Source organism: Chitinophaga arvensicola, from assembly GCF_900110835.1.
GTDB lineage: Bacteria > Bacteroidota > Bacteroidia > Chitinophagales > Chitinophagaceae > Chitinophaga > Chitinophaga arvensicola.
The window spans coordinates 445,445-470,046 of record NZ_FOJG01000002.1 but is presented as its reverse complement, the minus strand read 5'-3'; the positions used below and the strand labels follow the sequence as shown (position 1 = coordinate 470,046).

Genomic DNA, 24,602 nt, shown 5'->3' with positions numbered 1-24,602 from the left:
GTTGTCATAGTTTCCGGTTGGCCGGCAAACCACTATTGCTGTTACAACCGTGGATCTACCGGCTCACTCTCTAATGCTAAAATACCAAATACACACTGATGTACCAGCTGCAAAGGCGCTTTATTTACAAAACGTTCCAGGCCCTCCAGGCCCAATGAGAATTCGCGCAATGCCAGGGAGCGTTTCCCTGACAGCTTACGACCGCGTAAACGTTCCAGGTTTTCCGGTGCATCATATTCAGGACCATAAATGATACGCAGGTATTCTTTACCTCTGATCTTAACGGCTGGCTGTACCAGGCCTTTCTCATCTTTTGAAACGAAATGAAACGGCTTGATGACCATGCCCTCTCCTCCCGCTGCGGTAAGACGTTCCCACCAGCTGATCGCTTCTTTTTCACTGGCTTCGTTCCCTGTTTCCACGATCAGATAAGGCGTAGCCAGTAACAATTGTTCATCGCCCGCGCATATATTTTTTATGGCAGACATATGCCATTCATGGTCCTTATCGAAATACGTTCTTCCTTCCGTGGCCATAATATGAAAAGGCGCCAATTTGTAATCGTCCAGGGAATTTACCGGCCAGCAATACTGGCGGTATGCTTTCACATAATTACCTGCCTGTTCCAGGCGGCGGGTATATTTTTCCAATAAGGCTTCTGCCGGTACATTGTGTTTGACAGCCTGTTGCAGCGCATCCACTACTACCGGCAACGCCTGCGATGCTGCTGTACCTACGGCGGCATATTGGTTTTGCAGTAATGCCTGCGCCTTCGCGCTCCAGGGCATCAGTTCTGCATCCAGGCATACCCAGTCTGTTTCGAATGTATCATAAAAGCCGGTGCTGATCAGGGCGTTATTGATACGGGAGATGAAAACCTGCTCCATTTCCTTCTCTGTAAAAAAAGGACGGCCGGTTCTCGTATATACCACCCCGTTACCTTCCCCCTCAACGCCGAAGCGGTTCACCGCCACTGATTCATCTTTACATACAATTACCACCGCACGGGAGCCCATGTGCTTTTCTTCGCAAATAACCTTCGTAATACCTGTCTCTCTGAAATACTGCAACCCTTCTGCCGGATGCTCCAGCATTCCTGCCGCCTGGCTGGTTTCAGCAGGCGACATCGTAGGTGGCAGATAGATCAGCCATTTAGGATTGATGGCAAAACGACTCATCACTTCCAGCGCAGCAATACTGTTTTCTTCACGGATGGTAATGGGATGCCCATAACGTGTTTCCAGTCTTTGCCTGCCGGTAAAGTCTTCGATGTCCAGTACATGATCGTATTGTTGCTGTATGCTCAGCACACTGGCGGCATTATAGCCAATAGGACGTGCGGGCACGGCATATTGTTCCAGTGCAGGCACAGATACCAACGCTCTCTCCGGGTAGCGGAGAGCCGTCAGGGATGCACCGAACACACAACCCGTATCTATATCAATGGTATTATTTAACCAGGTGGCTTCCGGTACGGGCGTATGGCCATACACCACCATTGCCTTGCCTTTGTATTCCAGCGCCCAGTTGTAGCGAACCGGCAAGCCAAATTCATCTGTTTCGCCCGTGGTTTCCCCATACATACAGAACTCCCTTACACCACCGGAGCCACGGCCCTGCATACTTTCCTTCAGGCCAGCGTGTGCTACCACCAGTTTTCCATCGTCGAGCACATAATGGCTGACGAGACCATCCAGGAACAGTTTCACTGACTCCAGGAATTCCGGGGTTTCACCAGCCAGTTGCGCTACGGTTTGTTCCAGACCATGCCGGAGCTGTACATTTTTTCCATTCAGATAGCGCAGCAGCTTGGCATCGTGGTTACCGGGCACGCACAGCGCAAGCCCATTGCCCACCATATTCATGACCAGACGCAATACCTGTGGTGATTTGGGTCCACGATCTACCAGGTCGCCCACAAAAACGGGTTTGCGGAAACGCGTATATCCTTCGGCGTTAGTTGTCACCGGGGCGCTGATGAGCGTCGCCTTTTCCTTATCTACCTGGTAACCCAGTGTGTCCAGCAAGGTGCACAGCTCATCATAACACCCATGCACATCTCCGATGATATCAAAAGGACCGTGTTCGTCTTTTTTATTATTGTATAAAGGGGTGCGGGTAATGGTTTCCAGCTGTGCCACGTCTTCCGGGGAGTGCAGTTCAAACACATGACGGAAGCCCTCTTCGCGCAGGTAGCGGATGCCGCGTCTCAGTTGTGCTATCTGCTGCGGAATTACGTGGGAACCGAAGTTCCGGTCGGCACGCAAAGTATTCCTTTCCTGGCATACTTTCTCCGCCATGTTCAACACAATAGCTACGGGCAGTACATGATATTCACGCGCCAGTTTTATCCATTCCTTACGGGATTCCGGTTGTACGTTGGTAGCATCTATAACGGTGAGTAATCCGAGCTTCAGGCGCTTTGCCGCGATGAAACGAACGACTTCAAAAGCATCGGCGGAAACGGCCTGGTTGTTTTCATCATCGCTGATTAAACCGCGACATACATCTGACGAAATAATTTCCGTGGGTTTAAAAAACTGACGGGCAAACGTGGATTTACCGGCACCGGATGGACCGATCAACATCACCAGTGATAATTCCGGTATGGAGATATGTGATAATTTTCTATTTCTTCGGGACATAAAATTCCTCTCTTATTCTGATTAACAGGGAGTCTGCCAACGCAGGTTCCGGATGATCCGGAAGATCTGACGCCGCATACAACTGTTCCATGTCATATAATTTTTGGGTAGCCATTTCCAGCAGTTCATCGTAAGTGAATGCTCCATTGCGGATGCGCAGCAGGAAATCGCGGTCGTGGCGGTATACGCGGACTTCTTTATACAATGCAATTTCTTCTGCCATGGTTAACAAACGGAAGGTATGCATCATGTGTTTACTGTCGTAGTCCGCGCCCAGTTCTTTATTGTGTTCGTAGCGGGCTTCATTACGGAGCGCCACCCATTCCCAGTAAGCTGCAAAGTCTTTGCAATACACCGTATAGCCGTCTTTGTTAAACTGCATGATGGTCAGCGGCGCTACTCCTTTGGGAATGGGGCTCAATTGTACATCATTGGCCTCCGGTCCGGAAAAGATGCCCCTGAAAAAAGTACCTGGTTCAAACTGGCTGGTATGATACAAAGCATACACATCGCGGAAGTGGTCGAGCTTTGCGAGTCCGCAGTCCTGATGCCGGAGCTGCTTTTCGTGCAGCCATTCCCGTAATGGAACGCTATGGCCGCCGGCAACCACGTAACAAAACTCGAATACGTCTTTCCGTTCCGGACCGTGCGACTGGTTGATCTTCTTATTCAGCCCTTTTGCTTTCTTTATCTGTGTTTTGGCGTAACCCGCAAAGGTATCCAGGCATAACTTCGACAGGAAATCACCTGGTTGAATCAGGTCCATCAGCGGATGCCGGAACAGTAGATTGCGATCGGTGGTGCTCAGTAACTCCAGGATATTGGGGTTATTTTTCTCCAGCAGCTCCAGGAAACGCTTTATTTCAAAGTATACTTCGTCGTTGCTTTCATTGGCTACCTGGGGTGTATAGGTCATGCCATACAGCTCTGACGGGGGCAATATGAATACACCTTTGATATCGGTATCAGAAGTGGGTACCTGCAGGTTATAGGCTTTACTACCGCTGATACATTCCAGCAGCAGGTATTCCCTTTGCTGTTGCAGTGATTCAAAAGTCATACGATATATATTTCCTGAAAAGTGCATCCAGTTCGGCGGTTTCATTCCGGATGGCCGGTAATTCTGCCGCCTGCAGTTTACATTCTTCCAGGGTCAGTGCCATCCATTCGTGCAAAATAGCTACCGGAGCAATGGCAGCTTGCTCGTCGGCCTGCGCTTTCTGTTCCAGCAGTTTGTCTATCGCAGCCTGTATAGCGGGATCTGTGATCAGGGTACGCAGAGGCGCCAGCTCCATAGGCGGCACACCTTTCCCTGCCAGGATCCACTGACAGGCCAGCATAGGGCGTAATACATAGAAGTATTTCTTCAGCTTGATCTCTGTTCCCTGCAGTTCATTGGTGAAAACATTGTACGCCATGGACAGGTAATGATGACAACCCGAGCGTGGCGAGAAATACTTTTCCATCAAACCGTTGAGGGTTTGTTTGAAATCAGTTTCCTCTTTATAAACGATAGGCGATTGCAGCCATTCGTATAACGGAGCATTGGATTTAAGAAACAGCTGCAATCCTTTACGGATATCCCAGCCGCTGACATCCAGTACTTCGTCCACCGGTAATTCAATCACATCCCGTGGCTCCGTGATACTCAGGTAGCTATCCCTGTGACGCGCATAAATATAGCGCACGTCGAAATCGCTGTCGGGTGAAGCAAAGCCCCAGGCCCGGCTTCCCGATTCACAGGCATACAATACATTTACCTGGTGTTCTTCTTCCAGTTCCTTTATTTTTTGCAGAATAGTGTCGCGCATAAATTATCTTTTAAAAAGTGCCAGCTGGCTGGGTCCACCCAACAATTCATCTGTTTCTCCCAGAGGCTGATAGGTTACAATATAGCCAAATTGTTCGGCTACACGATTACCCCAGGCGGTAAATTCTGCCCGGGTCCATTCAAAACGGTGGTCGCTGTGACGGAATGTCCCGGCAGTAAGCTTTTCGTACCGCACATTATATTCGGCGTTAACAGTGGTAATAATCACAGTTTGCGGCCGGGCGTACTCAAACACTACTTTTTCCAGGGCGGCGAGGCGGGGTTCGTCCAGGTGTTCGATTACCTCCACCAGCACCCCTGCTTCAAAACCTGCCAGGCGTTTATCCCGGTAGGTCAGTGAGCCATGGATCAGCTGAATACGGTTTCTTTGCATTTCCGGCAAACGATCCGGTTTCAGTTTGTCCCGCGCAATTTCCAGCGCATGGTAACTCACATCCATTCCCAGGATCTTTTTGAAGGCGGCTTTTTCCATCAGCAAGCGGAGTAACTTTCCTTCTCCACAACCCAGATCCACTACTGTACTTATTTTTTCTTCCAGGAGTATATCCCTCACCGTTAGTAAGCGCAGATCATGCAGCCGTACTTTCTCCTTTGATTCTTTCTCTGCTACCGGCAGGTCTTCTTCCTTCATGATCAATGCCAATGCCTGTTTGGCCAGTGGCGCAATGTTCCGCAGATAGCGACGGGTGATCAGTTCTTTGGCAGGATGCGTATCCAGCCATCCGGCGCCTTTCTCCATCAGCTTCTCAATTTCGTGATCTCCAACAAAGTAATGTTTGTCGTTATCACACACAGGAATGAGAATATACAGCTGTCGCAAGATTGTTTTCAGCGGCAGGGTATGACGCAGCGTTACATGAAAGTAGCGGCTCAGGCCCCATTCCGGGTACTGTTCATCCAGTGCGTACGATTGCACAGCAACTTCATATCCCAGTGGTTCAAAAAACTGTCGCAGCAGCGGCTCTCCGCCCTTGACCGGTAAAACGGACAATACAATTTCAAACGGGATAGCTTCATCTACCAGGTGCGGTTTGTCTTTACACCGGCCATTCATGGCCGTAGAATAAGCCTGTGAAATGGCATTACTCATAAATGACGAGGCCACATAGGGACGGTCATTTACATACTGTTCCAGCGCAAAATCATGGCCCTTGCCATTGCCTCGTACCAGTCTTACCGGATCCACATCCAGCAATAAGGCGGCTGTACAGGACTGGTCGGTTGCTTCCGGATAAAAAATGTGCGCACTACCGGCTGTCAATGCCACGGTTTGTACTTTAGCGGGATGTTTGTGCAGCAGGTAGCCAAGATCAGTGGCGGGGTAACGTTTAGTCGTAATAGTTAATAACATCGGTTAACTGTGTTTCTTTTCGGAAACACGCTTTTTATAAATCTGTCTGTGAAGATATTATTTTTTGTCATATAGCGCAAATTGCCGGCGGATAAAATCATTGAAGCCGTTCTTGTCTACTCCCAGCAGCTCCTTTACAGAACTGTAAAAATCGTTGTATTGTTTACCGGCTGTCAATAATTTCTCTATTCCTTTCATACCATATTTCTCATCTACCAACTGGGAAATGATACCGCCTACCACATAGCTGACAGTGCTTTGCCGGTCTGCATCATAGCCGCTTTCCACATCAGCGGTTACGCTGCGTTCCGGGTGAGCTGCGTAAAAAGCAGCCAGTAATTTCGCATGTTCGGCAAGCGTTTTTTCGCCACTGCCGCCAAGATAAGTGGGAAGGCCCTCACTCATGATGTAATTAAGTGTGCCTGCATATTTATGGAGATAGAGATGTACTATTTCATGCGGATACCATTCACTGTTGTTGCCACTAAAAATAATACGGCGTTCAGCTTCTGCCAGTGCGCCCGTCGTATCTGCCATGATGCGGGGTTCAAAGTCCCATCCCTGGATGCGGTACATTTCTTCCCGGTCGGAACATTTGTAAAACGTAAAAGCAATGGCAGGTACACTAAAACGAGTGGCCATACTCTGGTTAAAGCCGTAAGTTCTTATCATCAGCGCCCTGCTTAACACCATCGGATATACGAATTTTATTTCACCCAGCTGTTTGCTTTGCCACCTGGCGGTACGCGTAGCCAATACCTGCTTAAACCGGAATCCTACAGGCGTTTTTACTGCAACAATGCTATAAATGGCGCGCAACACGGGAGCCTCGTTGCCTCCATAGCTGATAAAAGCAAGTTTCACAAGGTAACTATCTGCCGAGGGCAAAGACTGAATACCCACTAACACCGGCTTGTAAAAAAAGGGATCATGGTACTTCTCACTCATCTCTATAAAATATAAATCTTTATAGGGTGCTGGATAAGTTACAAAGTCTGACGCCAGCCAGTAATCATTTTTATACAGGTCATTGTTTTTTGTGATCAGAAAACCATGCAGACTTTCCAGCAATTTCTGCTGGTCAGCGGCATTTTGCAACGGCATTACCTGGGGATTGACCCGGAAAATAAAGGTAGTATCCGTTTGTGCGTTTGCCGCTGTGGTAATCAGTAAAAGGATAAAAATAGCTACCGTTCTGAAGTACATGAAGGTCAGATATTTATTTAATTAACAAATTATCATTTAATCGCTATATCTTCTGTGAGAATCTTGTTAAATTATTTTGTTATTACAATTAGTCTACTATATTTGTAGACTTACATTAAACCTTTAAAATTTCCGGTTATGCCAGATAAGCCATTACACTTTGACACTTTACAGGTACATGCAGGTTATCAGCCTGAATCCTCCACCCATGCAGCGGCAGTGCCTATCTACCAAACCACTTCGTATACCTTCGACAGTGCAGAACATGCGGCGGATCTGTTTCAGCTGAAACAGTTTGGTAACATTTACACGCGTATCATGAACCCGACAACGGATGTATTCGAGAAACGCGTGGCGGCACTGGAAGGTGGTGTAGGTGCACTGGCAGTAGCATCCGGTCAGGCGGCTCAGTTTATTGCATTGCATAATATCCTGTTACCCGGCGATAATTTCGTGACTTCGTCCTATCTGTATGGGGGCACCTTTAACCAGTTTAAAGTGAGCTTTAAAAGAATTGGTGTGGAAGCGCGTTTTGCGGATCTTGATAACCCGGCCAGCTTTGAAGCGCTGATCGATGACAAAACAAAAGCCATTTATGTAGAAACCATTGGTAATCCCGGTTTTGCCATTCCTGATTTTGAAAAGATCAGTGCTATTGCGAAGAAACATGATTTACCACTGGTAGTAGATAATACCTTTGGCGCTGCCGGTTACCTGGCGCGTCCCCTGGAACATGGTGCTAATGTGGTAGTAGAAGCAGCCACTAAATGGATTGGTGGTCATGGTACCAGCATTGGCGGTATCATCGTAGACGGTGGTAACTATAACTGGGGCAATGGTAAATTCCCGCAGTTCAGTGAGCCCGACGAAGCTTATCATGGCATGAAGTTCTGGGAAGTATTCGGTTCTCATAGTCCGTTTGGCAACATCGCCTACATTATCCGGGCACGTGTGGCCGGCTTACGCAGCTGGGGACCAGCCCTCGCACCGCAGAACTCTTTCCTGTTCCTGCAAGGCCTCGAAACCCTTTCCCTGCGTGTTCAACGCACCGTTGACAATGCCCTGGAACTGGCGAAATGGCTGCAACAGCATCCGCAGGTAGAATCTGTGAACTATCCCGGTTTACCGGACAACAAATACCATGCACTGGGACAGAAGTACCTGCAGAATGGTTTTGGTGGCGTATTGAGCTTTAAGATAAAGGGTGGTAAAGAAACCGCCGACAAATTTGTAGCGGCGTTAAAGTTAATATATCACCTGGCAAACGTGGGCGATTCCAAAACGCTGATCATTCACCCGGCTACAACTACTCACCAGCAACTGAGCGAAGAAGAACAAAGAAAAGCAGGTGTAGCGCCAGGCGTACTGCGTATTTCGCTGGGTATTGAGCATATCAGCGATATTAAAGGAGATATTGAGCAGGCCTTTAATACGGTGGCTTAAATAAATAAAGATGTTGATGTCCGGAGTGGTCCCGGACATCAATATTTATTCTTCTTCCCCGGCATCGGCTTTGTCGCCTTTACCCAGTTTTATTTTCACCTTTCCATCTTTTTCAGATACCGCCCGCAGATGCAGAATGATCCCCTTCCGGCTGCGTTTGCGTTTCTCTTCTTTATCTGTAATTGCAGAATCTTTTGCCGGGTTACGTAATGGAATATCCAGGTTGATATTCGTTCCTCCGTCGATCCCATATACCCCATTCACATCAATATTAATAGCACTGGAGGCAATCCGCATCGGCGGAATCAATACTTTATTGCCCTGCACCTGGAAGGTATTGGAGAGGTTATCGATGGTGATACTATCAAGGTGACGTTTGCGGAATGCAAAATTACCAATATCTGCCAATGGCCCAAAGTTGATAAGTGCGCCGTTTTTCAGGTTAAAGTTAATGGTGCCGTATAAAGAGTTTTTACCGAGACTTCCATTATCCAATACATTCCCTTTCAGGTTAACCTTAGCCGAAACATTTCCTTTCAGGTTATTCGACGTGAGTGACGACAACCCGAAATTATCGAATGCGTAAAATAACTGGCCGATGTGTACATTATTCACCGTGGCGTTCATGGTGAAGTTGTTATTGTTGCCCTGTTGGTGTAAGCTGCCCGCCAGTTGCATATTTCCGCCCGCATGTTGCAGGGCGATCTGTTTTAAAAGTATATCCGAATTCGTTAGTTCGAGTGATGCTTTTACATTTTGTGCAGTAAAACGTTGGTAAGTGACTTTATCCAGCTGTACATTCATATTCACATTGCTGGAAGCCAGTACCACATCCAGTTGCCGGGATACGCGGCCCATCTTCGCCTTCTGCTGACTGGCGGTTGGTTTGGCTTTTTGTCTTGGCGCCAGGAAGCTTTTGAATTCATTCAGGTCTACCAGCTGGCTGCGGATATTCCAGGTCAGTTCAATCTTTTCCGGGGTGGTAAAGTAAAGGTTCAGCAGGTTCTTTACCACACCATCCATCTGCAGGTTACTTTTCTCCGTTTGTATATGCACGTTTTCCATCAGGAGATCCTGACCGGTAAAACGCAGGGTGGCGTTGGCATCGTGAAAAGACAAGTTACGGGGAATATAGCTGAACGCGCCCTGTTTCACTTCCACAATACCTTCCAGCGAAGAAGGTGTGTTATCATTGGCCAGTATGGGACCGGTATAAAACAGGTTTACATTGGCGTTACCGTTTTTAAACAATATGGGGGAACCTTCTGCCGCGCCGTTGAGGTTGGTGAGCGGAAAGTTGGAGCGGAAATGACCATGCAGCAAAGGTTGCTTCAGGTTTACCACGCGGATGGTATCTGCCTTCAGCGGTACACCGGCGAGGGTAGCACTTAGCTGGAATATATTAACAGCAGAATTCTCGTCTGTATGTCCCTGGCCTGGCAGCACCTCGTTATTAAATCTCCCGGTAAAATTACAATCGGTCCATTCTCCCAACGTGGTCACCAGCACATTGTTGGTGGTTTTCCAGGTGATCACCACATTAGGCGTATCCCTGTATTTCATATGACCGTTGAGGTTAGCCTCTGCGTCCAGCGGTTTTGTCAGGGAGATACTATTCAGTTTGGTGGTGATATTGGGAGACAACCAGGAAGCCGCATCTTTCAGCAACACCTGGTTGGCATTGATTTTCAGCTGGAAAGGCGGTGGCTTTTCACCAAAACCAAACTGCCCGGCGATCAGCACAGGATGTCCATCTATACGGATCTCCTGCTGTGGCAGGGCGAGGATCTTTGTGCGTTTATTGAAGATTACAGACAGGTTCAGTTCCAGCTTTTTATCTTTCAGATAACTGCCTTTGTTGGTATTAAAAGCGAAATTTTTAGAGAGGATATCCGATACCATGGTAAACTGTATGGCAGAATCGGTGGCACTCACCTTCCCGTCCAGCTGCCGGACATCCAGGTTAAACAGTTTAAACTTCTGCTGGTTGTCTATTACAAAATTGATATTACGGAGCGTCAGCTTTTTGATATTCGCGTCTTTGGAGCTTTTACTTTTCTTTTTCTGGTCCGACTGCCCCTGGAGTACATACGTGTTGGAGTAGCCCGTAGTGTCTGTGTAAAGGTAAACCGCTCCATTCTGCAGGGTGATTTCGCTGATATTTACGTGCTTGCGTAACAGTGATAACGTGTTTACCCGTACGTAAATATAGCTCACATCCAGAAGAGCGTGGTGGTGCCGCTGATAGAGACTATCCTGCAACACCACCTTTTTCAATCCGATGGAAATATTGGGAAAACTCTTCAGCAGGGAAGGCTCCATATCTTCAATGGTCAGGTTGCCGCTTAGCCGGTCGTTTACCTGTGCTGTGATCTGTTTTAAGAAATTGTCCTTGTTGGCATGTATGTACCAGGTCATACCCAGGAACAACAGCACCAGTAGTGCTATCAAAATACCGCCGGTAAGAAGGGTGATCCTGATCCATTTTTTCATGTGGTAAAGGTTTATCTGCTATAACAGTTGAGGTGTTAAACAGTTCACCAACCCATAAAAACCATGCCCGTTCCACAAAGTGTAACAGCAGCGCCGCTGATGGCGGCCATATAACGCTCCGTAGCTACGGGCTTCATCAGGGAAAATCCATAGTACCCGAGTAGCACCATGATGATCATGGTAAGAATGGTAAAAAAGGTAAATGTAGCGATCAGCATCACAATACCTGCCACAGACTGTTGCGCGGCCGGGTAAAACAACAGGGGGAGCAACGGTTCAGAAGGCCCCATCACAAAGATGACAAAGAGGATCCAGGGCGTTACGCGGATCCGCTTTTGTGGCGCTACATAGGCTTCATTGTGACGATGCTGGTAAACGTACATATCGCCATCTTCATACACGTCAAAATGTTTATGCGGACGGTTAGCGATAGCTTTATACAATCCCCATATGAGGTAAAAAAGCCCCAATATCAGCAATGCCCATCCCGCTATGCCGCCACGTACTTCTGTGATGGCTGTAAAGCGGGATAATTGCCAGCCCAGTACCACGCCGATCATACCGATTACAAGGGAACTCATAACATGCCCAAGGCCGCAGAGGGCCGTCCAGCCAATGGTTTTCGCCACCGACCATTTCCGGGTGCGGGAAAAAACGATAAAAGGTACATAATGATCCGGACCGGAAGCCGTGTGCAGGCAGCTGATCGTAACTGCCGTTAATAAAATACTGTTGTCTATAAATGGCATAAGCCCTGTTTAAACCGTTAAAAGTTTGGCCAGTTGCTGCTGGCATTCCATCAATTGTTCGCCGCTATGCCCCAGGATCCTTACCAGGATGCCGTTGCCGGACGTGCGGGTGACGCCGGCCAGCATGCGGGGTTGCTCCGCCAGATAACGTTGAAACCTGTCCGCAGTTTCCACCATCGGCGCGTTTTCATGCGTATCAAAAAACAGGAAAGTTGCCTGGTGCGTATATCCTTCCATCCAACCCATGGCCTGAAAACGGGTAGTGCCGGGCTCCATGAGCAGGTTGTCGCGGAGCAACAATTGTTTCCCGGCAAACACCTGGGTAATACTATGCAGCTTTGTAAAAAGAAATACTTCGCCATTGAGCTTCCGCCCGCAGGTAATAATCTCTCCCCAGGTCAGGCGGCAGTTTTCCGCCAGATGCAAATTCGTATAGCCGCTGTAGGTAGCTCTTTCATGTGGCACCATGGGATGCGGCAGAAAGGTGAACGTACTTCCCGGCTGCAGTTGCACCTCCATTTCCTGGCGCGCGCCTGTCTGCATATTAAACAGCCGCTGATAGGCCTGCGTTTGCAGGTGCAGCGATGTGCCTGCGGTTACGGTAATATGTAAACGGTAATGATCATTATCCAGCATACCGGGAGAAGAGCTCATCATCATCAACCGCAACACCGGATCCTGGCGTTCCTCCCGGACGTTGGCCACTTTAAAAGGTCGGGTGCAATAGCATTCTTTCAGATAAGTAACACTTTCCCTCTTACCCGTCAATATCTTCAGTTCACTGATCATGTCAGGAGATTAGGTGCTGCGGTGTCTTCCAGTAATGCGTATCTTTTGATCCAGTTGATCACATCTTCCAGGCCAATGCCGCTCATAAGATCTGTGAATACAAAAGGTTGTCCCTGCCGCATTTTGCGGGCATCGCGTTCCATCACGCCAAGATCGGCATGTACATAGGGCGCGAGATCAATTTTATTGATCACCAGCAGGTTCGAACGGGTAATACCAGGCCCTCCTTTACGCGGGATCTTATCCCCTTCCGCCACATCAATCACAAAGATGGTCACATCCGCCAGATCAGGGCTAAAGGTAGCAGAGAGATTATCTCCACCGCTTTCAATGAAAATGATCTGCACATCGGGAAAACGACGCACCATTTCTTCCACCGCTTCCAGGTTCATACTAGCATCTTCCCGGATAGCGGTATGCGGGCAACCACCGGTTTCTACACCGATGATCCTCTCAGCTGGCAGCAAACTATTCTTAGTCAGGAATTCCGCGTCTTCCTTTGTATAGATATCGTTAGTGATCACGGCCACCTGGTAATCTTTCGCCATTTGTCGTGTCAGGCGCTCAATCAGCGCTGTTTTACCGGAACCTACCGGTCCGGCCACGCCTACTTTTATGTATTCTCTGCTCATTGAATGAATTGTTTTGAATTACGACATATACAAACGGCTGTACAAATGTTCATGCTGCATACTGCGGATATCGAAACCAGGATTACACAATCCCAGTAAGGATTTATCGGGTTGCAGTGTAGCGGCAGTCAGTGCTTTCAGCAACGGTTGCAGATCGAAAATGATATCCTGTCCGTCCATCTGCCCCAGTGGCACCAGCTTTACGCAATTGGTAACCATCCCCATCGCCGCGTTGTAATAAAAGGCAAACAAAGCCGCTTCCAGTGGAATGCCCGTCAGATGCGCATATACGCCAAATACCAGGCAGTAATGCGGACCATAACCGGCAGCAGCTTCATACTGCGTGATGAGTTCACTGGTGTATCTGCGGCTGAAAATACGGGTAAGGCGGGCACCCAGCTTATGACTGGCTTCCCGGAGTTCACGCGGTGCTTTCACCGCAGTACAGAGCTGGTGCAGTTCCAATAATTCCGTTACGTTATTTTCACAGGCGGCGGCATAAGCCAGACTCATAAACGCCGCATCATTGTAACGGAGATTATTCTCCAGCATATTGCGGACAAACGTTTCCGCACTGGCTTTGCTATTTACCAAACCCTGTTGCACAAAGGTTTCCAGACCAGCAGAATGAGTATAACCGCCGATGGGCAGTGTACTGTCTGCCAGGTGTAAAAGACTGCCGAGATAATGCTGTTCCATCTTTTTATTTTGACGCCAGTTCCAGGATCTTTTCAAATAACGACGGACTGCTACTCCCGTGCGCATGTGGCTGTACATTCGTACGCAGGATATGGAGCAACTTGCGCCGCTCCTTTGCCACCGGGTAACCGGCAGCCTGCAACCAGCGGAACAGCGGCTCATCTGCGGGAATGAGCAATTCCTCTTCTTCCAGGAACAGTGGCAGGTGTTTATTCCCGATTTCGTAGCACACCTTCGCCATCTCCGCCATGTTACGCGGACGGATCACAATCGCATCGCAAGGCAGAATGTCTACCACGATAGCCAACTCGTCGTCCTGGTAAACGATATCGTCCTGTTGCAGCTGTTGCCCCTCCTTTGTAAACTTCAATGCTACCTCACGGCCGCCGGTAGTGTATTTGCGCTGAATCCGCCGGGTGGTTTCAAACCATTCCAGCGGCAACAGGTCGGTTGTTTTGCTGCTACGCGTATGCGTGCGCGTATTTCCTATGATTTCCCTTACCAACATATCTCTTCCGGATTAGAATAAAAAATAACGTTGCGCGAGCGACAACTCCTTCAACGGTTCACAGGTAATTTTTTCTCCGTCTACCCGCACCTCGTAGGTTTCAGGATTCACCGTGATATCGGGCGTTTTATCGTTATGGATCAGGTCTTTCTTAGAAATGTTGCGACAGTTGCTGACAGGCAGCAGTTGCTTCTGCAAACCATATTCCTCTTTAATGCCCTTCTCTAACGACAACGCAGATACGAATAATACGCTGGTGTGCAGCAATGCTTTTCCGTGAGCGCCAAACATATGACGATAGATCACCGGCTGCGGCGTAGGAATAGACGCATTGGGATCTCCCATCCTGCTGGCGTTGATCATACCGCCTTTAATAATCATTTCGGGTTTCACGCCGAAAAAGGCAGGCTTCCATAGCACGAGATCCGCCATCTTACCGGGTTCCAGGGAACCGATGTGTTGGGAAATACCATGCGCAATAGCCGGGTTGATAGTGTATTTAGCGATGTATCGCTTTACACGGAAGTTATCGTTATCCTTGTTGTTATCTTCTTCAAGCGCGCCGCGTTGTTTCTTCATTTTATCGGCGGTTTGCCAGGTGCGGATAATCACTTCGCCAATACGTCCCATGGCCTGTGAATCGGAACTCATGATGCTGAAAACACCCATATCATGCAGGATATCTTCTGCAGCGATGGTTTCAGGACGGATGCGCGAATCCGCAAAGGCTACGTCTTCCGGTACTTTTTTATCCAGGTGGTGACATACCATCAGCATATCGAGGTGTTCATCGATGGTGTTCACGGTATAAGGCCGTGTAGGATTGGTGGATGCCGGCAATACGTTGGGAAAGGAAGCCGCGCGGATAATATCCGGTGCGTGCCCCCCACCGGCGCCTTCGGTATGGAATGTATGAATTACCCGTCCATTGATGGCGTTGAGCGTATCTTCCAGGAAGCCGGCTTCATTGAGCGTGTCGGTGTGAATGGCGATCTGCACATCCAGTTCATCCGCCACTTTCAGGGAAGCGTCTATCACAGCAGGCGTAGCGCCCCAGTCTTCATGTATTTTCAATCCGAGCGCCCCTGCTGCTATCTGTTCTACCAAAGGTTCCGTGGTAGCGCAATTGCCTTTCCCGAAAAAGCCCAGGTTCACCGGATAAGCTTCGGCGGCCTGTAACATGCGCTGAATGTTCCATTTGCCGGGTGTAACCGTAGTGGCACTGGTGCCATCTGCCGGACCAGTACCGCCGCCGATCAGGGTGGTGACACCGCTAAACAGGGCATGGTCTACCTGCTGTGGACAGATGAAATGAATATGTGTGTCGATGCCGCCCGCTGTTGCGATGAGGTTGGCGCCATTGTGTATTTCGGTAGATGCGCCAATGATCAGCTGCGGATGTACGCCATCCATTGTGTCGGGGTTACCGGCCTGCCCTACGGCTACTATTTTGCCGTCTTTGATGCCGATATCGCCCTTTACAATGCCCCAGTGATCAATGATGATCACGTTGGTGATCACAAAATCGAGTACCCCTTCACTACGCAGCGCGGTAGCCGATTGTGCCATGCCGTCTCTTACGCTTTTACCGCCGCCAAATTTGCTTTCGTCGCCGTATACGTTGTAATCCTTTTCTATTTCGATGATCAGGTCTGTGTCTGCCAGCCGCACGCGATCGCCGGTGGTAGGACCATACATGTTTACATATTTGGTTTTGCTGATGTGCAGGCTCATAGTTGTTCTGATTTAAAATGCAGGGAGGCTGCCTTTGCGATGGCTGCAGCTTTTACAGCGGGGTCGTTGATGTCGCCATTTACAAGATTATTGATGCCGATAACACGTTGAGCGCCGCCCAGTGCTACCAGCTCCACTTCCTTGGCTTCTCCGGGTTCAAAACGCACGGCGTTGCCGGATGGAATGTTGAGGCGCATACCGAAAGCGGCTTCCCTCGGGAAAGACATCATCCGGTTCACTTCAAAAAAGTGGCAATGAGAGCCGATCTGTACGGGTCTGTCGCCCGTATTCACCACGCTGATCCGGACTGTTTTACGGCCGGCATTGGCGATGATGTCTTCTTTCTTTAAAAAATATTCTCCGGGGATCACGGTGATCATATTGAATGGTTAGCGGATAGGATCGTGTACAGTAACGAGTTTGGTACCGTCAGGGAACGTGGCTTCGATCTGTACTTCGTGTATCATTTCGGGGATGCCGTCCATCACGTCTTCACGGGTCAGGATGGTAGCGCCATAATGCATGAGATCGGCCACCGTTCTGCCATCTCGGGCGGCCTCCATGAGGCGGCTGCTGATGAGTGCAATAGCTTCCGGGTAATTCAGGCGTAGTCCTCTTGCTTTTCTTTTTTCGGCCAGTTCACCGGCCAGGTGCAGTAATAATTTCTCGGTTTCCCGCGCAGTCAGGTGCATATGAATAGATTGTTGTGTGAAATTTCTTACCGGGAGATTGGCAGGTGTATGAAAGGACTGGTAAAGTACGAATTTTCCGGATAAATGGAGGGGGTATATCAACAGAAAAGCAGCTGCCCTTTACAGGACAGCTGCTTTTTAAAAAGAGATTTAGTGTGCCGCAGTGGCTATTTTACCAAACCGGGTGCGTACTGCTTCCAGGTCGGAACGTTTCATTTTGGAGGTTTTTTCGAGGATACCTACGAAGTAGTCCACTTCCTCTTTTTGAGCAGGACAGCCTACATTTTGCAGTTTACCGGTCGGACTTTTCATCCGGCTGTCTGCCAGCAGGTCGCCCTTGGTATCCAGCACCAGCCAGAAAGGAATACCTTCCTGGTCGCCATGGTATTTCGCCAGTAAATCGCTGCCACCGGGATTTTCCAGTGCTTTGTTGGCGCCGTTTTCCATTACGGTAATGTGACGGATTTCGTAATTGTTATCGAAGGCTTTCTTCACGCTGGCATCATTCATAGCGGTGTCCATTCTATGGCACCAGCCGCACCAGGAGGCGTGAAAGATAACGATCACTTTCTTATTGCTTTTTGCAGCCTGAGCGCAGGCGTCTTTTACTACCGCATCGGCCGCAGGCGGCGCTTGCTGGGCATTGGCAGCGGAAAAGGTAAGCGCAGAAAGTACAAGTGTCAGGGAGAGTACTAAAGAACGCATGGTGATTGGTTTTTTTTCAAATGTAAGTTTTTCCGCGAATCGAAGGGCATAAAAAGGATGAGGGAAGATGAAAGCTATACAGCCGGTCATCTTCCCTCATTTTATGAAATAAATTGCCTGGTATTAATCGTCCAGTTTCAATACCGCCAGGAATGCTTCCTGTGGTATTTCTACGTTACCGATCTGGCGCATACGTTTTTTACCTTCTTTCTGTTTCTCGAGTAACTTACGTTTACGGGAGATATCACCGCCATAACACTTCGCGGTTACGTCTTTCCGCATCGCGCTGATGTTTTCGCGGGCTACTATCTTGGCGCCGATGGCGGCCTGGATAGCGATGAGGAATTGCTGGCGTGGCAGCAGTTCTTTCAGTTTTTCGGTGAGTTTACGTCCGAATTCCTGCGCACGGCTTCTGTGGATCAGGGCACTCAGTGCATCCACCTTTTCATTGTTCAGGAGAATATCCATTTTCACGATATCACTGTCACGGAAACCGATCGGTGTATAATCAAAGGAGGCATATCCACGTGTCTGACTTTTCAGTTTATCATAGAAGTCAAATACGATTTCTGTCAATGGTATTTCAAACATCAGTTCCACACGGGTAGTGGTCAGATAGCTTTGGTTCAGCAGGTTACCGCGTTTGCCAAGGCACAGTGTCATGATGTTACCGATATATTCCGGTTTGGTGATGATCTGTGCGCGGATGAAAGGCTCTTCGATCCTGTCCAGTTTGGTAGGATCGGGCATTTCACTCGGGTTGTTAACGGTGATCACCCCTTCACGGGTAGTATGTGCAATAAAGCTTACGTTGGGAACGGTAGTGATAACGGTCTGGTTGAACTCTCTTTCGAGGCGTTCCTGGATGATTTCCATGTGCAGCATGCCCAGGAATCCGCAACGGAAACCGAATCCGAGTGCCTGTGAGGTTTCCAGCTCATAGGTCAGGGACGCGTCATTGAGTTGCAGTTTATCCATACACTCGCGCAGCTCTTCGAAGTCTTCCGTATTTACCGGGTAAATACCGGCGAATACCATGGGTTTTACTTCCTGGAATCCGTTGATACCTTCTGCGCAGGGGTTATTGGACAGGGTGATGGTATCCCCTACTTTTACCTCTTTGGCGCTTTTGATACCGGTGATAATGTACCCTACATCGCCGGTAAACACTTCCTTCCTGGGATCCAGTCCCAGTTTGAGGATACCCACTTCGTCTGCAAAGTATTCTTCGCCGCTGTTAACGAACCTGATTTTATCACCTTTTTTAATGGAGCCGTTGTACACGCGGAAGTAAGCGATAATACCACGGAAAGAGTTGAATACGCTGTCAAAAATCAGTGCCTGCAGTGGTGCATCGTTGCTGCCTTGCGGAGCAGGAATGCGGTTTACGATGGCTTCGAGGATATCTTCGATGCCGATACCGGTTTTACCGGATGCCAGCAGGATATCTTCGTCTTTTACACCGATCAGTTCTATGATCTGGTCTTTTACTTCCTCGATCATGGCGCCCTGCATATCAATTTTGTTGATAACGGGAATGATTTCGAGGTCGTTTTCCAGTGCCAGGTAAAGGTTAGAAATAGTTTGCGCCTGGATACCCTGTGCCGCATCCACGAGGAGCAGTGCGCCTTCACAGGCAGCGAGTGCACGGGATACTTCATAGGAGAAGTCCACGTGACCGGGAGTATCGATCAGGTTAAAGATATATTTTTCGCCATTCTTTGCAGTGTAATCCATCTGGATAGCGTGGCTCTTGATAGTGATACCTTTTTCACGTTCAAGATCCATATCATCCAGCACCTGTGCCTGCATGTCACGGTCAGAAATGGTATTTGTGAATTCCAGTAAACGGTCTGCCAGGGTACTTTTACCATGGTCAATATGGGCAATGATACAAAAATTGCGAATATTCTTCATATGATGTTTTGCTGTTCCGTAGTCCCCTGCAATGTACTGCATGAAACCTTTTCAGCCGGCAAAGGTATTGAAATTAGTTCATTAGTTAATGCGTTTACCAATTATGTTTTGTTATTTGGTTTTTAGGGAGATAGAAACCGCAGCACCGCCTTTTTTTGATATATTACCGGATAAACCTCAACTTTATAGACATAAGGTTAAAATGAGGGACTTACACCCATATTGTTAAATTTTAAAAAACATACATCATGGCATTAGACCAGCAATTTGAAGAAGCAGTAGCGGCCAGCAAAACACTGTCCGAAAAACCGTCGAACGAAATTTTACTGAAGCTGTATGCTTTGTACAAGCAGGGAACTTCCGGCGATGCGGAAGGCGATGGTCCGTCCAACCCTTTTGATTTTGTAGCAAAAGCCAAACACGAGGCCTGGGCGGAGCTGAAAGGTAAAACCAAAGACGCTGCCATGCAGGAGTACATCAACCTGGTGCAGCAACTGAAAGGGTAATTTGCTTTCCGCAAATTACCTTACTTTTGAGATATGATACCTTCCTACACGATAAGCGAAAAGGCTCAACATTACCTGGCACTCGAAGAACAGTATGGTGCACATAACTACCATCCGTTACCGGTTGTACTGGACCGGGGCGAAGGCGTGTTTTTATGGGATGTGGATGGCAACCGTTACTATGATTTTTTATCCGGTTATTCTGCTGTAAACCAGGGACATTGCCACCCGAAAATCATTGCCACGCTGATAGAGCAGGCTAAAAAGCTGACCCTTACCTCCCGCGCTTTTCATAACGACCTGCTCGGGGAATATGCACAATATATTACTTCCTACTTCGGCTATGATAAAGTACTGCCCATGAATACGGGTGTGGAAGCGGTGGAAACAGCGCTGAAACTTTGCCGTCACTGGGCCTATATTGTAAAGGGCATTCCGGAAAACAAGGCTAAGATCATTGTATGCGCCAATAACTTCCACGGACGTACGCTCAATGTGATCTCCTTCAGTACAGATCCTTCTGCCAGAAACAACTTCGGGCCTTTCATGCCCGGGTATGAAGTGATTCCTTACAATAGTCTTACTGCGCTGGAACAGGCGTTACAGGATAAAAACGTAGCAGGCTTCCTGGTAGAACCTATCCAGGGAGAAGCCGGCGTAATGGTACCCGATGAAGGCTACCTTTCCAAAGCACGGCAGTATTGCCAGGATGCCAACGTATTGTTTATTGCGGATGAAATCCAGACGGGGCTTGCCCGCACAGGCAAAATGCTGGCCTGTGATCATGAAAAGGTACGTCCGGATATCCTGATTCTTGGAAAAGCCTTATCCGGCGGCACTTTACCGGTAAGCGCAGTACTGGCGGATGATGAAATCATGCTCACAGTAAAACCGGGCGAACATGGTTCTACCTATGGTGGCAACCCACTCGCCTGCAAAGTAGCTATCACGTCACTACAGGTACTGAAAGACGAAAAGATGGCCGAGAATGCGGCTGCGATGGGTCAGTTGCTCCGCAACGGCCTTACGGCACTGCAATCTCCCTATATTACCACCGTACGCGGTCAGGGCTTACTGAATGCCATCGTGATTAAGCATAATGACCCGGAAGCCGCGTGGGACCTTTGCCTTACTTTAAAAGAAAACGGCCTGCTGGCCAAGCCAACGCATGGCGACAAAATACGATTTGCCCCTCCCCTGTCTATCAATGCCGGACAGATCAACGAGTGTGTGCAGATCATACAAAAGAGCCTCGAACAGGCTTTCAGTTAGCGAATCATTGTATGACAACATCCCACAAAGCCATCCGTAGTTCCGGATGGAAGACAGATTTTTTAATCGGATTTCCCGATGGTCTTTTCCTGTTGTTCTTCGCCACGCAGGTGATGCAGGTATTTCCCATCGAAGTCCAGACTTTTTATACCATTCACCTTTGTATCTGGATAATTGGCGCACTGCTGGTTATGTTCAGCGCTTTCCAGGCCAATAAAGGCGATCTGCAGCACGACAGCGCCCTGTTATCTGACAAAGAAAGAACAAAGCTGCAACGACTGGATATCAACGCCCGCACCATTGCACATATTGAAGAGGAAATGGAGAAGGATGCGCATTCCTGGGAACTGATACTGGAGCAGGAAAAAGTAAAGGAATCAACGTTTAGTCGTTCCCGTGCTATCAAGAGCGGCCTGATGACCGGCTTGTTCTTTTTACTGGGAGGCGCCCTGTCATTGGGCCCCTATTTATCAAACGAAAATTTTACCGCCGCTTCACAAACCAGTATCATGCTGGTTTTCCTGGGGTTAACGGTATTCAGTTTTATAAAAGCAAAAGTCACTGCCCAACGCCCGCTCCCCGTAATTGTGCGTTACTGGTTGCTCGGAGCTGGTATCCTCGCAGGCGCCTGGATACTGCATAAAACCATCTTCTGATATTATTTTTCCGACATAAAAAAGCGGCATCCGAAATAATCCGGATGCCGCTTTTTTATAGATTAATATTATTGACTGCTTTTGGGTGTACGCGTAAACAACACACATAAAAAAGCCACCAGCGCACCAGCGAAAGATAAATACAACGCAGGCTGCGGATGAGGACAATCCCCCATTTCACATCTTGAATAAAGCAACAGGTTCCTGAAAGTCCAGGCCAGCAGGAAACCTATGATAAAAAGGTTGATCCTGGATACCCATTTGTTCTTCACCAGGAAAATACAGATACCAATTACCCCCAGGATGATACACAAGCGGCCAGGCTCTCCATAATTGGAACCTGCACCATTTACGCCGGAAAAAACCAGGTGCCTGCTATCCACGTCTACGGCAGACCATGGGAAAAAAGCGCATACAATTACCAGCAACACTGCCAGTATTCCAATAATAGCTGTCCTGGACATACTTTTCAATTTAGGGAGGCAAAGGTACTCTATTTTGCGCCCGGTTCACAATGCGTACGCAGATAATTAGTATATAAAGTAGATAAATGTTCAAAAGTGCCTTGTCCCTCAGAAATACTATGCGTACGGTTGGGATACGCCATGAACTGGAATTGTTTATTATAACGGATCAATTCATTCAGCAGCATCTCCGCATTCTGATAATGTACGTTATCATCTCCGGTGCCGTGAATGTAGAGCAGGTTGCCTTGCAGATTTTTCGCATAGGTAATGGGAGAACCTTTTACAAAGTCTTCCCGGTTTTCTTCCGGCAGCCCCATATAACGCTCCTGGTAGATGTTATCATAGGTCAGCTGGTTGCCTACTGCGGCAATGGCAATACCCGTTTTATAGATCTCCGGATACTGGAACAGCAGGTTCAGTGTCATAGAGCCACCGCCACTCCATCCCCATACAGCGGTGCGCTGCGGGTCCAGGTAAGGATATTTCTGCAATAATGCCTTGGTGGCCATGGCCTGGTCACGGGCATTGATCAACCCTACTTTGCGGTACACGCATTTGCGCCAGTTGCGGCCTTTGGGCAACGGGGTCCCCCGGTTGTCCATGGAAACATATACATAACCGTCTGCCGCCATATCGCCATCATAAAGAAAGTTGCGGCCCGCGCCGATAGCGTCCAGCGAGGTGGCGCCGGCAGGTTCGCCATAAACATAAAACACCACCGGATATTTCCTGGCAGGATTAAAGTTGGTGGGTTTGCTCATCCAGCCGCTCATGGTAACGCCATCAACGGTCGTTATCTGGAAAAACTCAGGTTTATTGGGTGCACCAGCAGATTTGGTGATGGCATTCAGCACAATATTGCCGTTGCTTTTGTGACCTGGCAGTTCCAGGTTTTCGCTAACTGGATAAGTATAGGCATTGCTGAACTCATGAATAGCCCAGGATCCGTAAGGGGAAATCTTGTATTCATGGGAACCCGGTTCATTGGCGGGCGTGATGCGTTCTGCCTTACCACCGTTGAGTGATACCTTGTAGAGGTATTGCTGGGTGGGGTTTTCCGGTGATGCCAGGAAATAGATCACGTTATTGGCCTCATCAATTTTGGCGATGCTGATCACATCATAGTTACCTGGCGTCAGCAAAGTAGCTTTACCGTCTTCCGCAGAAATATTATAGAGATGACGCCATCCATCCTGCTCACTCACCCAGACAAAGGATTTGCTGTTGCGGATAAAATCCCATCCGGCGATGTTATCATCGTCCCAGCGTGATTTCACATCGATCCAGGCGCTGTCCTTTTCTTCGTAAAGGGAACGGACTTTTCCGCTGGCGGCTTCACAGAGCATGATTTTGCTGTTGTTCTGTTTGCGGTTCAGCTGCTGGATGATGAGGGTATTTTTACCCGGAACCCATTCCATGCGGGGAATGTAATGTTGTTGCTGATCACCGGGAACCTGCATCCAGGTTGTTTTAGCAGTTTGTATATCTGCTACGCCGATGCGACAGGCAGAGGGGCTCTCTCCTGCTTTGGGATATTCTACGGGTACGGTGAAGGAATAGATAGAGTCGGTATTGTCGATCATGAGGAAGTCACGGATCCTGGTGGCATCTATCTGCCAGTAGGCAATGCTTTTGCCATCGGGGCTCCAGCGGAACCCATCGCGGCAGCCGAATTCTTCTTCATATGCCCAATCGAAGGTACCATTGATAAACCGGCGGGTACCGTCAGTGGTGAGCGGCGTGATGGCGCCGGAGGATAAGTCTTCCACAAAAATGTTATGACCGCTTACGTAAGCGGCTTTGCTGCCATCCGGTGAAAGTTTGGCAAACATGAGAGAAGAAGCGGGTTTATCTTTTCCCAACTGCTGTAACTTGCCACTGGCAATGTCTAAGACCCAGTAGTCGCCACGGGTTTCATAGCGCCATACTTTTTTTGCATTGGTATAAAGGAGTATTTTTTTTTCATCTCCCGAAAAATAAAAATCCCTGATGGGCAGGCTATGATAGCTGGCAGCGGGAATCTTTAAAATAGCGGCTTCGCCGGATAACGGGAAGGCTTCGATACCTGCGGGCGTTGCTTTAAAATAAGACTTTCCATCGATGCTCCAACGGATGCCTTTACCGGGCTGGGCCTGCATCGGCAGGCAATACAGCGCCATCAGAATAATAAGTACGGTAAGTTTCTTCATTATGTAAGAATAATTTGCAATGGTAGCCAAATTATGATAGAAAAAAAATGAACAATATGGGAATGGTGGTGTTAATGTGCCGGGCGGTTAACCCAGGAAGATATAAATTATTTTTTTG

22 protein-coding genes are annotated in these 24,602 nt (G+C 48.4%); 4 read left to right on the top strand and 18 right to left on the bottom strand.

What is annotated here, in order from left to right:
- Positions 1–41: 41 nt before the first annotated feature.
- From BMW79_RS19160 to BMW79_RS19140, 5 genes are read right to left on the bottom strand one after another with little or no spacing between them, the layout of a single operon-like run.
- The gene (locus tag BMW79_RS19160) at positions 42–2,645 is read right to left on the bottom strand and encodes a polynucleotide kinase-phosphatase (RefSeq protein WP_089897252.1); all 2,604 of its coding nucleotides are present in this window, start codon (positions 2,643–2,645) and stop codon (positions 42–44) included.
- Positions 2,629–3,705 carry a DNA polymerase beta superfamily protein gene (locus tag BMW79_RS19155; RefSeq protein WP_089897251.1) on the bottom strand — a complete coding sequence of 359 codons (1,077 nt, stop codon included), beginning with the start codon at positions 3,703–3,705 and terminating at the stop codon, positions 2,629–2,631. The genes BMW79_RS19160 and BMW79_RS19155 overlap by 17 nt, the downstream gene beginning before the upstream one ends.
- On the bottom strand, positions 3,695–4,456 hold the full coding sequence (locus BMW79_RS19150) for a nucleotidyltransferase domain-containing protein (protein WP_089897250.1): 762 nt from the start codon (positions 4,454–4,456) through the stop codon (positions 3,695–3,697). Before BMW79_RS19150 ends, BMW79_RS19155 begins: the two co-directional genes overlap by 11 nt.
- A gap of 3 nt (positions 4,457–4,459) precedes the next feature.
- The gene (locus tag BMW79_RS19145) at positions 4,460–5,827 is read right to left on the bottom strand and encodes a 3' terminal RNA ribose 2'-O-methyltransferase Hen1 (protein WP_089897249.1); all 1,368 of its coding nucleotides are present in this window, start codon (positions 5,825–5,827) and stop codon (positions 4,460–4,462) included.
- 57 nt (positions 5,828–5,884) lie between these two features.
- Positions 5,885–7,033 carry a hypothetical protein gene (locus BMW79_RS19140; RefSeq protein ID WP_089897248.1) on the bottom strand — a complete coding sequence of 383 codons (1,149 nt, stop codon included), beginning with the start codon at positions 7,031–7,033 and terminating at the stop codon, positions 5,885–5,887.
- 138 nt (positions 7,034–7,171) lie between these two features.
- Between BMW79_RS19140 and BMW79_RS19135 the strand changes: the two genes are divergently transcribed.
- Positions 7,172–8,476 carry an O-acetylhomoserine aminocarboxypropyltransferase/cysteine synthase family protein gene (locus tag BMW79_RS19135; RefSeq protein WP_089897247.1) on the top strand — a complete coding sequence of 435 codons (1,305 nt, stop codon included), beginning with the start codon at positions 7,172–7,174 and terminating at the stop codon, positions 8,474–8,476.
- 45 nt (positions 8,477–8,521) lie between these two features.
- Here the strand turns inward: BMW79_RS19135 and BMW79_RS19130 are convergent, their stop codons facing one another.
- The 11 genes from BMW79_RS19130 to lepA all read right to left on the bottom strand — a co-directional run bounded on the left by BMW79_RS19130 (position 8,522) and on the right by lepA (position 19,394).
- Positions 8,522–10,969 carry an AsmA family protein gene (locus BMW79_RS19130; RefSeq protein WP_089897246.1) on the bottom strand — a complete coding sequence of 816 codons (2,448 nt, stop codon included), beginning with the start codon at positions 10,967–10,969 and terminating at the stop codon, positions 8,522–8,524.
- A gap of 44 nt (positions 10,970–11,013) precedes the next feature.
- Complete coding sequence (locus tag BMW79_RS19125; protein WP_218150384.1) at positions 11,014–11,718, bottom strand: hypothetical protein; 705 nt, start codon at positions 11,716–11,718, stop codon at positions 11,014–11,016.
- A 9-nt stretch (positions 11,719–11,727) separates the two neighbouring features.
- Positions 11,728–12,507, bottom strand: a complete 780-nt coding sequence (locus BMW79_RS19120; RefSeq protein ID WP_089897245.1) for an urease accessory protein UreD — start codon at positions 12,505–12,507, stop codon at positions 11,728–11,730.
- A complete protein-coding gene (ureG, locus tag BMW79_RS19115; protein ID WP_089897244.1) occupies positions 12,504–13,139 on the bottom strand; it encodes an urease accessory protein UreG in 636 nt (211 codons plus the stop codon). The genes BMW79_RS19120 and ureG overlap by 4 nt, the downstream gene beginning before the upstream one ends.
- A gap of 18 nt (positions 13,140–13,157) precedes the next feature.
- A complete protein-coding gene (locus BMW79_RS19110) occupies positions 13,158–13,838 on the bottom strand; it encodes an urease accessory protein UreF (protein WP_089897243.1) in 681 nt (226 codons plus the stop codon).
- Between the two features lie 4 nt (positions 13,839–13,842).
- A complete protein-coding gene (gene ureE, locus BMW79_RS19105) occupies positions 13,843–14,346 on the bottom strand; it encodes an urease accessory protein UreE (RefSeq protein WP_089897242.1) in 504 nt (167 codons plus the stop codon).
- 12 nt (positions 14,347–14,358) lie between these two features.
- Positions 14,359–16,080 carry an urease subunit alpha gene (ureC, locus tag BMW79_RS19100; protein ID WP_089897241.1) on the bottom strand — a complete coding sequence of 574 codons (1,722 nt, stop codon included), beginning with the start codon at positions 16,078–16,080 and terminating at the stop codon, positions 14,359–14,361.
- Entirely contained in the window at positions 16,077–16,460 is a 384-nt protein-coding gene (gene ureB / locus BMW79_RS19095) for an urease subunit beta (RefSeq protein ID WP_245752600.1), read from the bottom strand. Before ureB ends, ureC begins: the two co-directional genes overlap by 4 nt.
- 9 nt (positions 16,461–16,469) lie before the next feature.
- Positions 16,470–16,772 carry an urease subunit gamma gene (gene ureA, locus BMW79_RS19090; RefSeq protein ID WP_089903961.1) on the bottom strand — a complete coding sequence of 101 codons (303 nt, stop codon included), beginning with the start codon at positions 16,770–16,772 and terminating at the stop codon, positions 16,470–16,472.
- 150 nt (positions 16,773–16,922) lie between these two features.
- A complete protein-coding gene (locus tag BMW79_RS19085) occupies positions 16,923–17,477 on the bottom strand; it encodes a thioredoxin family protein (protein WP_177192249.1) in 555 nt (184 codons plus the stop codon).
- 123 nt (positions 17,478–17,600) lie between these two features.
- Positions 17,601–19,394: a translation elongation factor 4 gene (gene lepA / locus BMW79_RS19080; protein WP_089903958.1), complete on the bottom strand. Its 1,794-nt coding sequence runs from the start codon at positions 19,392–19,394 to the stop codon at positions 17,601–17,603.
- Between the two features lie 248 nt (positions 19,395–19,642).
- On the opposite strand from lepA, the gene BMW79_RS19075 reads away from it, so the two are divergent.
- The 3 genes from BMW79_RS19075 to BMW79_RS19065 are packed head-to-tail and all read left to right on the top strand — an operon-like array spanning position 19,643 to position 21,828.
- On the top strand, positions 19,643–19,900 hold the full coding sequence (locus BMW79_RS19075) for an acyl-CoA-binding protein (RefSeq protein ID WP_089897239.1): 258 nt from the start codon (positions 19,643–19,645) through the stop codon (positions 19,898–19,900).
- Between the two features lie 33 nt (positions 19,901–19,933).
- Positions 19,934–21,172 (top strand): ornithine--oxo-acid transaminase, encoded by a 1,239-nt coding sequence (rocD, locus tag BMW79_RS19070; protein WP_089897238.1) that lies wholly within the window; start codon positions 19,934–19,936, stop codon positions 21,170–21,172.
- A gap of 11 nt (positions 21,173–21,183) precedes the next feature.
- Positions 21,184–21,828, top strand: coding sequence for a VIT1/CCC1 transporter family protein (locus BMW79_RS19065; protein ID WP_089897237.1), 645 nt, complete (start codon positions 21,184–21,186; stop codon positions 21,826–21,828).
- 68 nt (positions 21,829–21,896) lie between these two features.
- On the opposite strand, the gene BMW79_RS19060 is transcribed toward BMW79_RS19065, so the two are convergent.
- Positions 21,897–22,292: a hypothetical protein gene (locus BMW79_RS19060; protein ID WP_089897236.1), complete on the bottom strand. Its 396-nt coding sequence runs from the start codon at positions 22,290–22,292 to the stop codon at positions 21,897–21,899.
- A gap of 29 nt (positions 22,293–22,321) precedes the next feature.
- Positions 22,322–24,484 (bottom strand): S9 family peptidase, encoded by a 2,163-nt coding sequence (locus tag BMW79_RS19055; protein WP_089897235.1) that lies wholly within the window; start codon positions 24,482–24,484, stop codon positions 22,322–22,324.
- Positions 24,485–24,602: the final 118 nt, after the last annotated feature.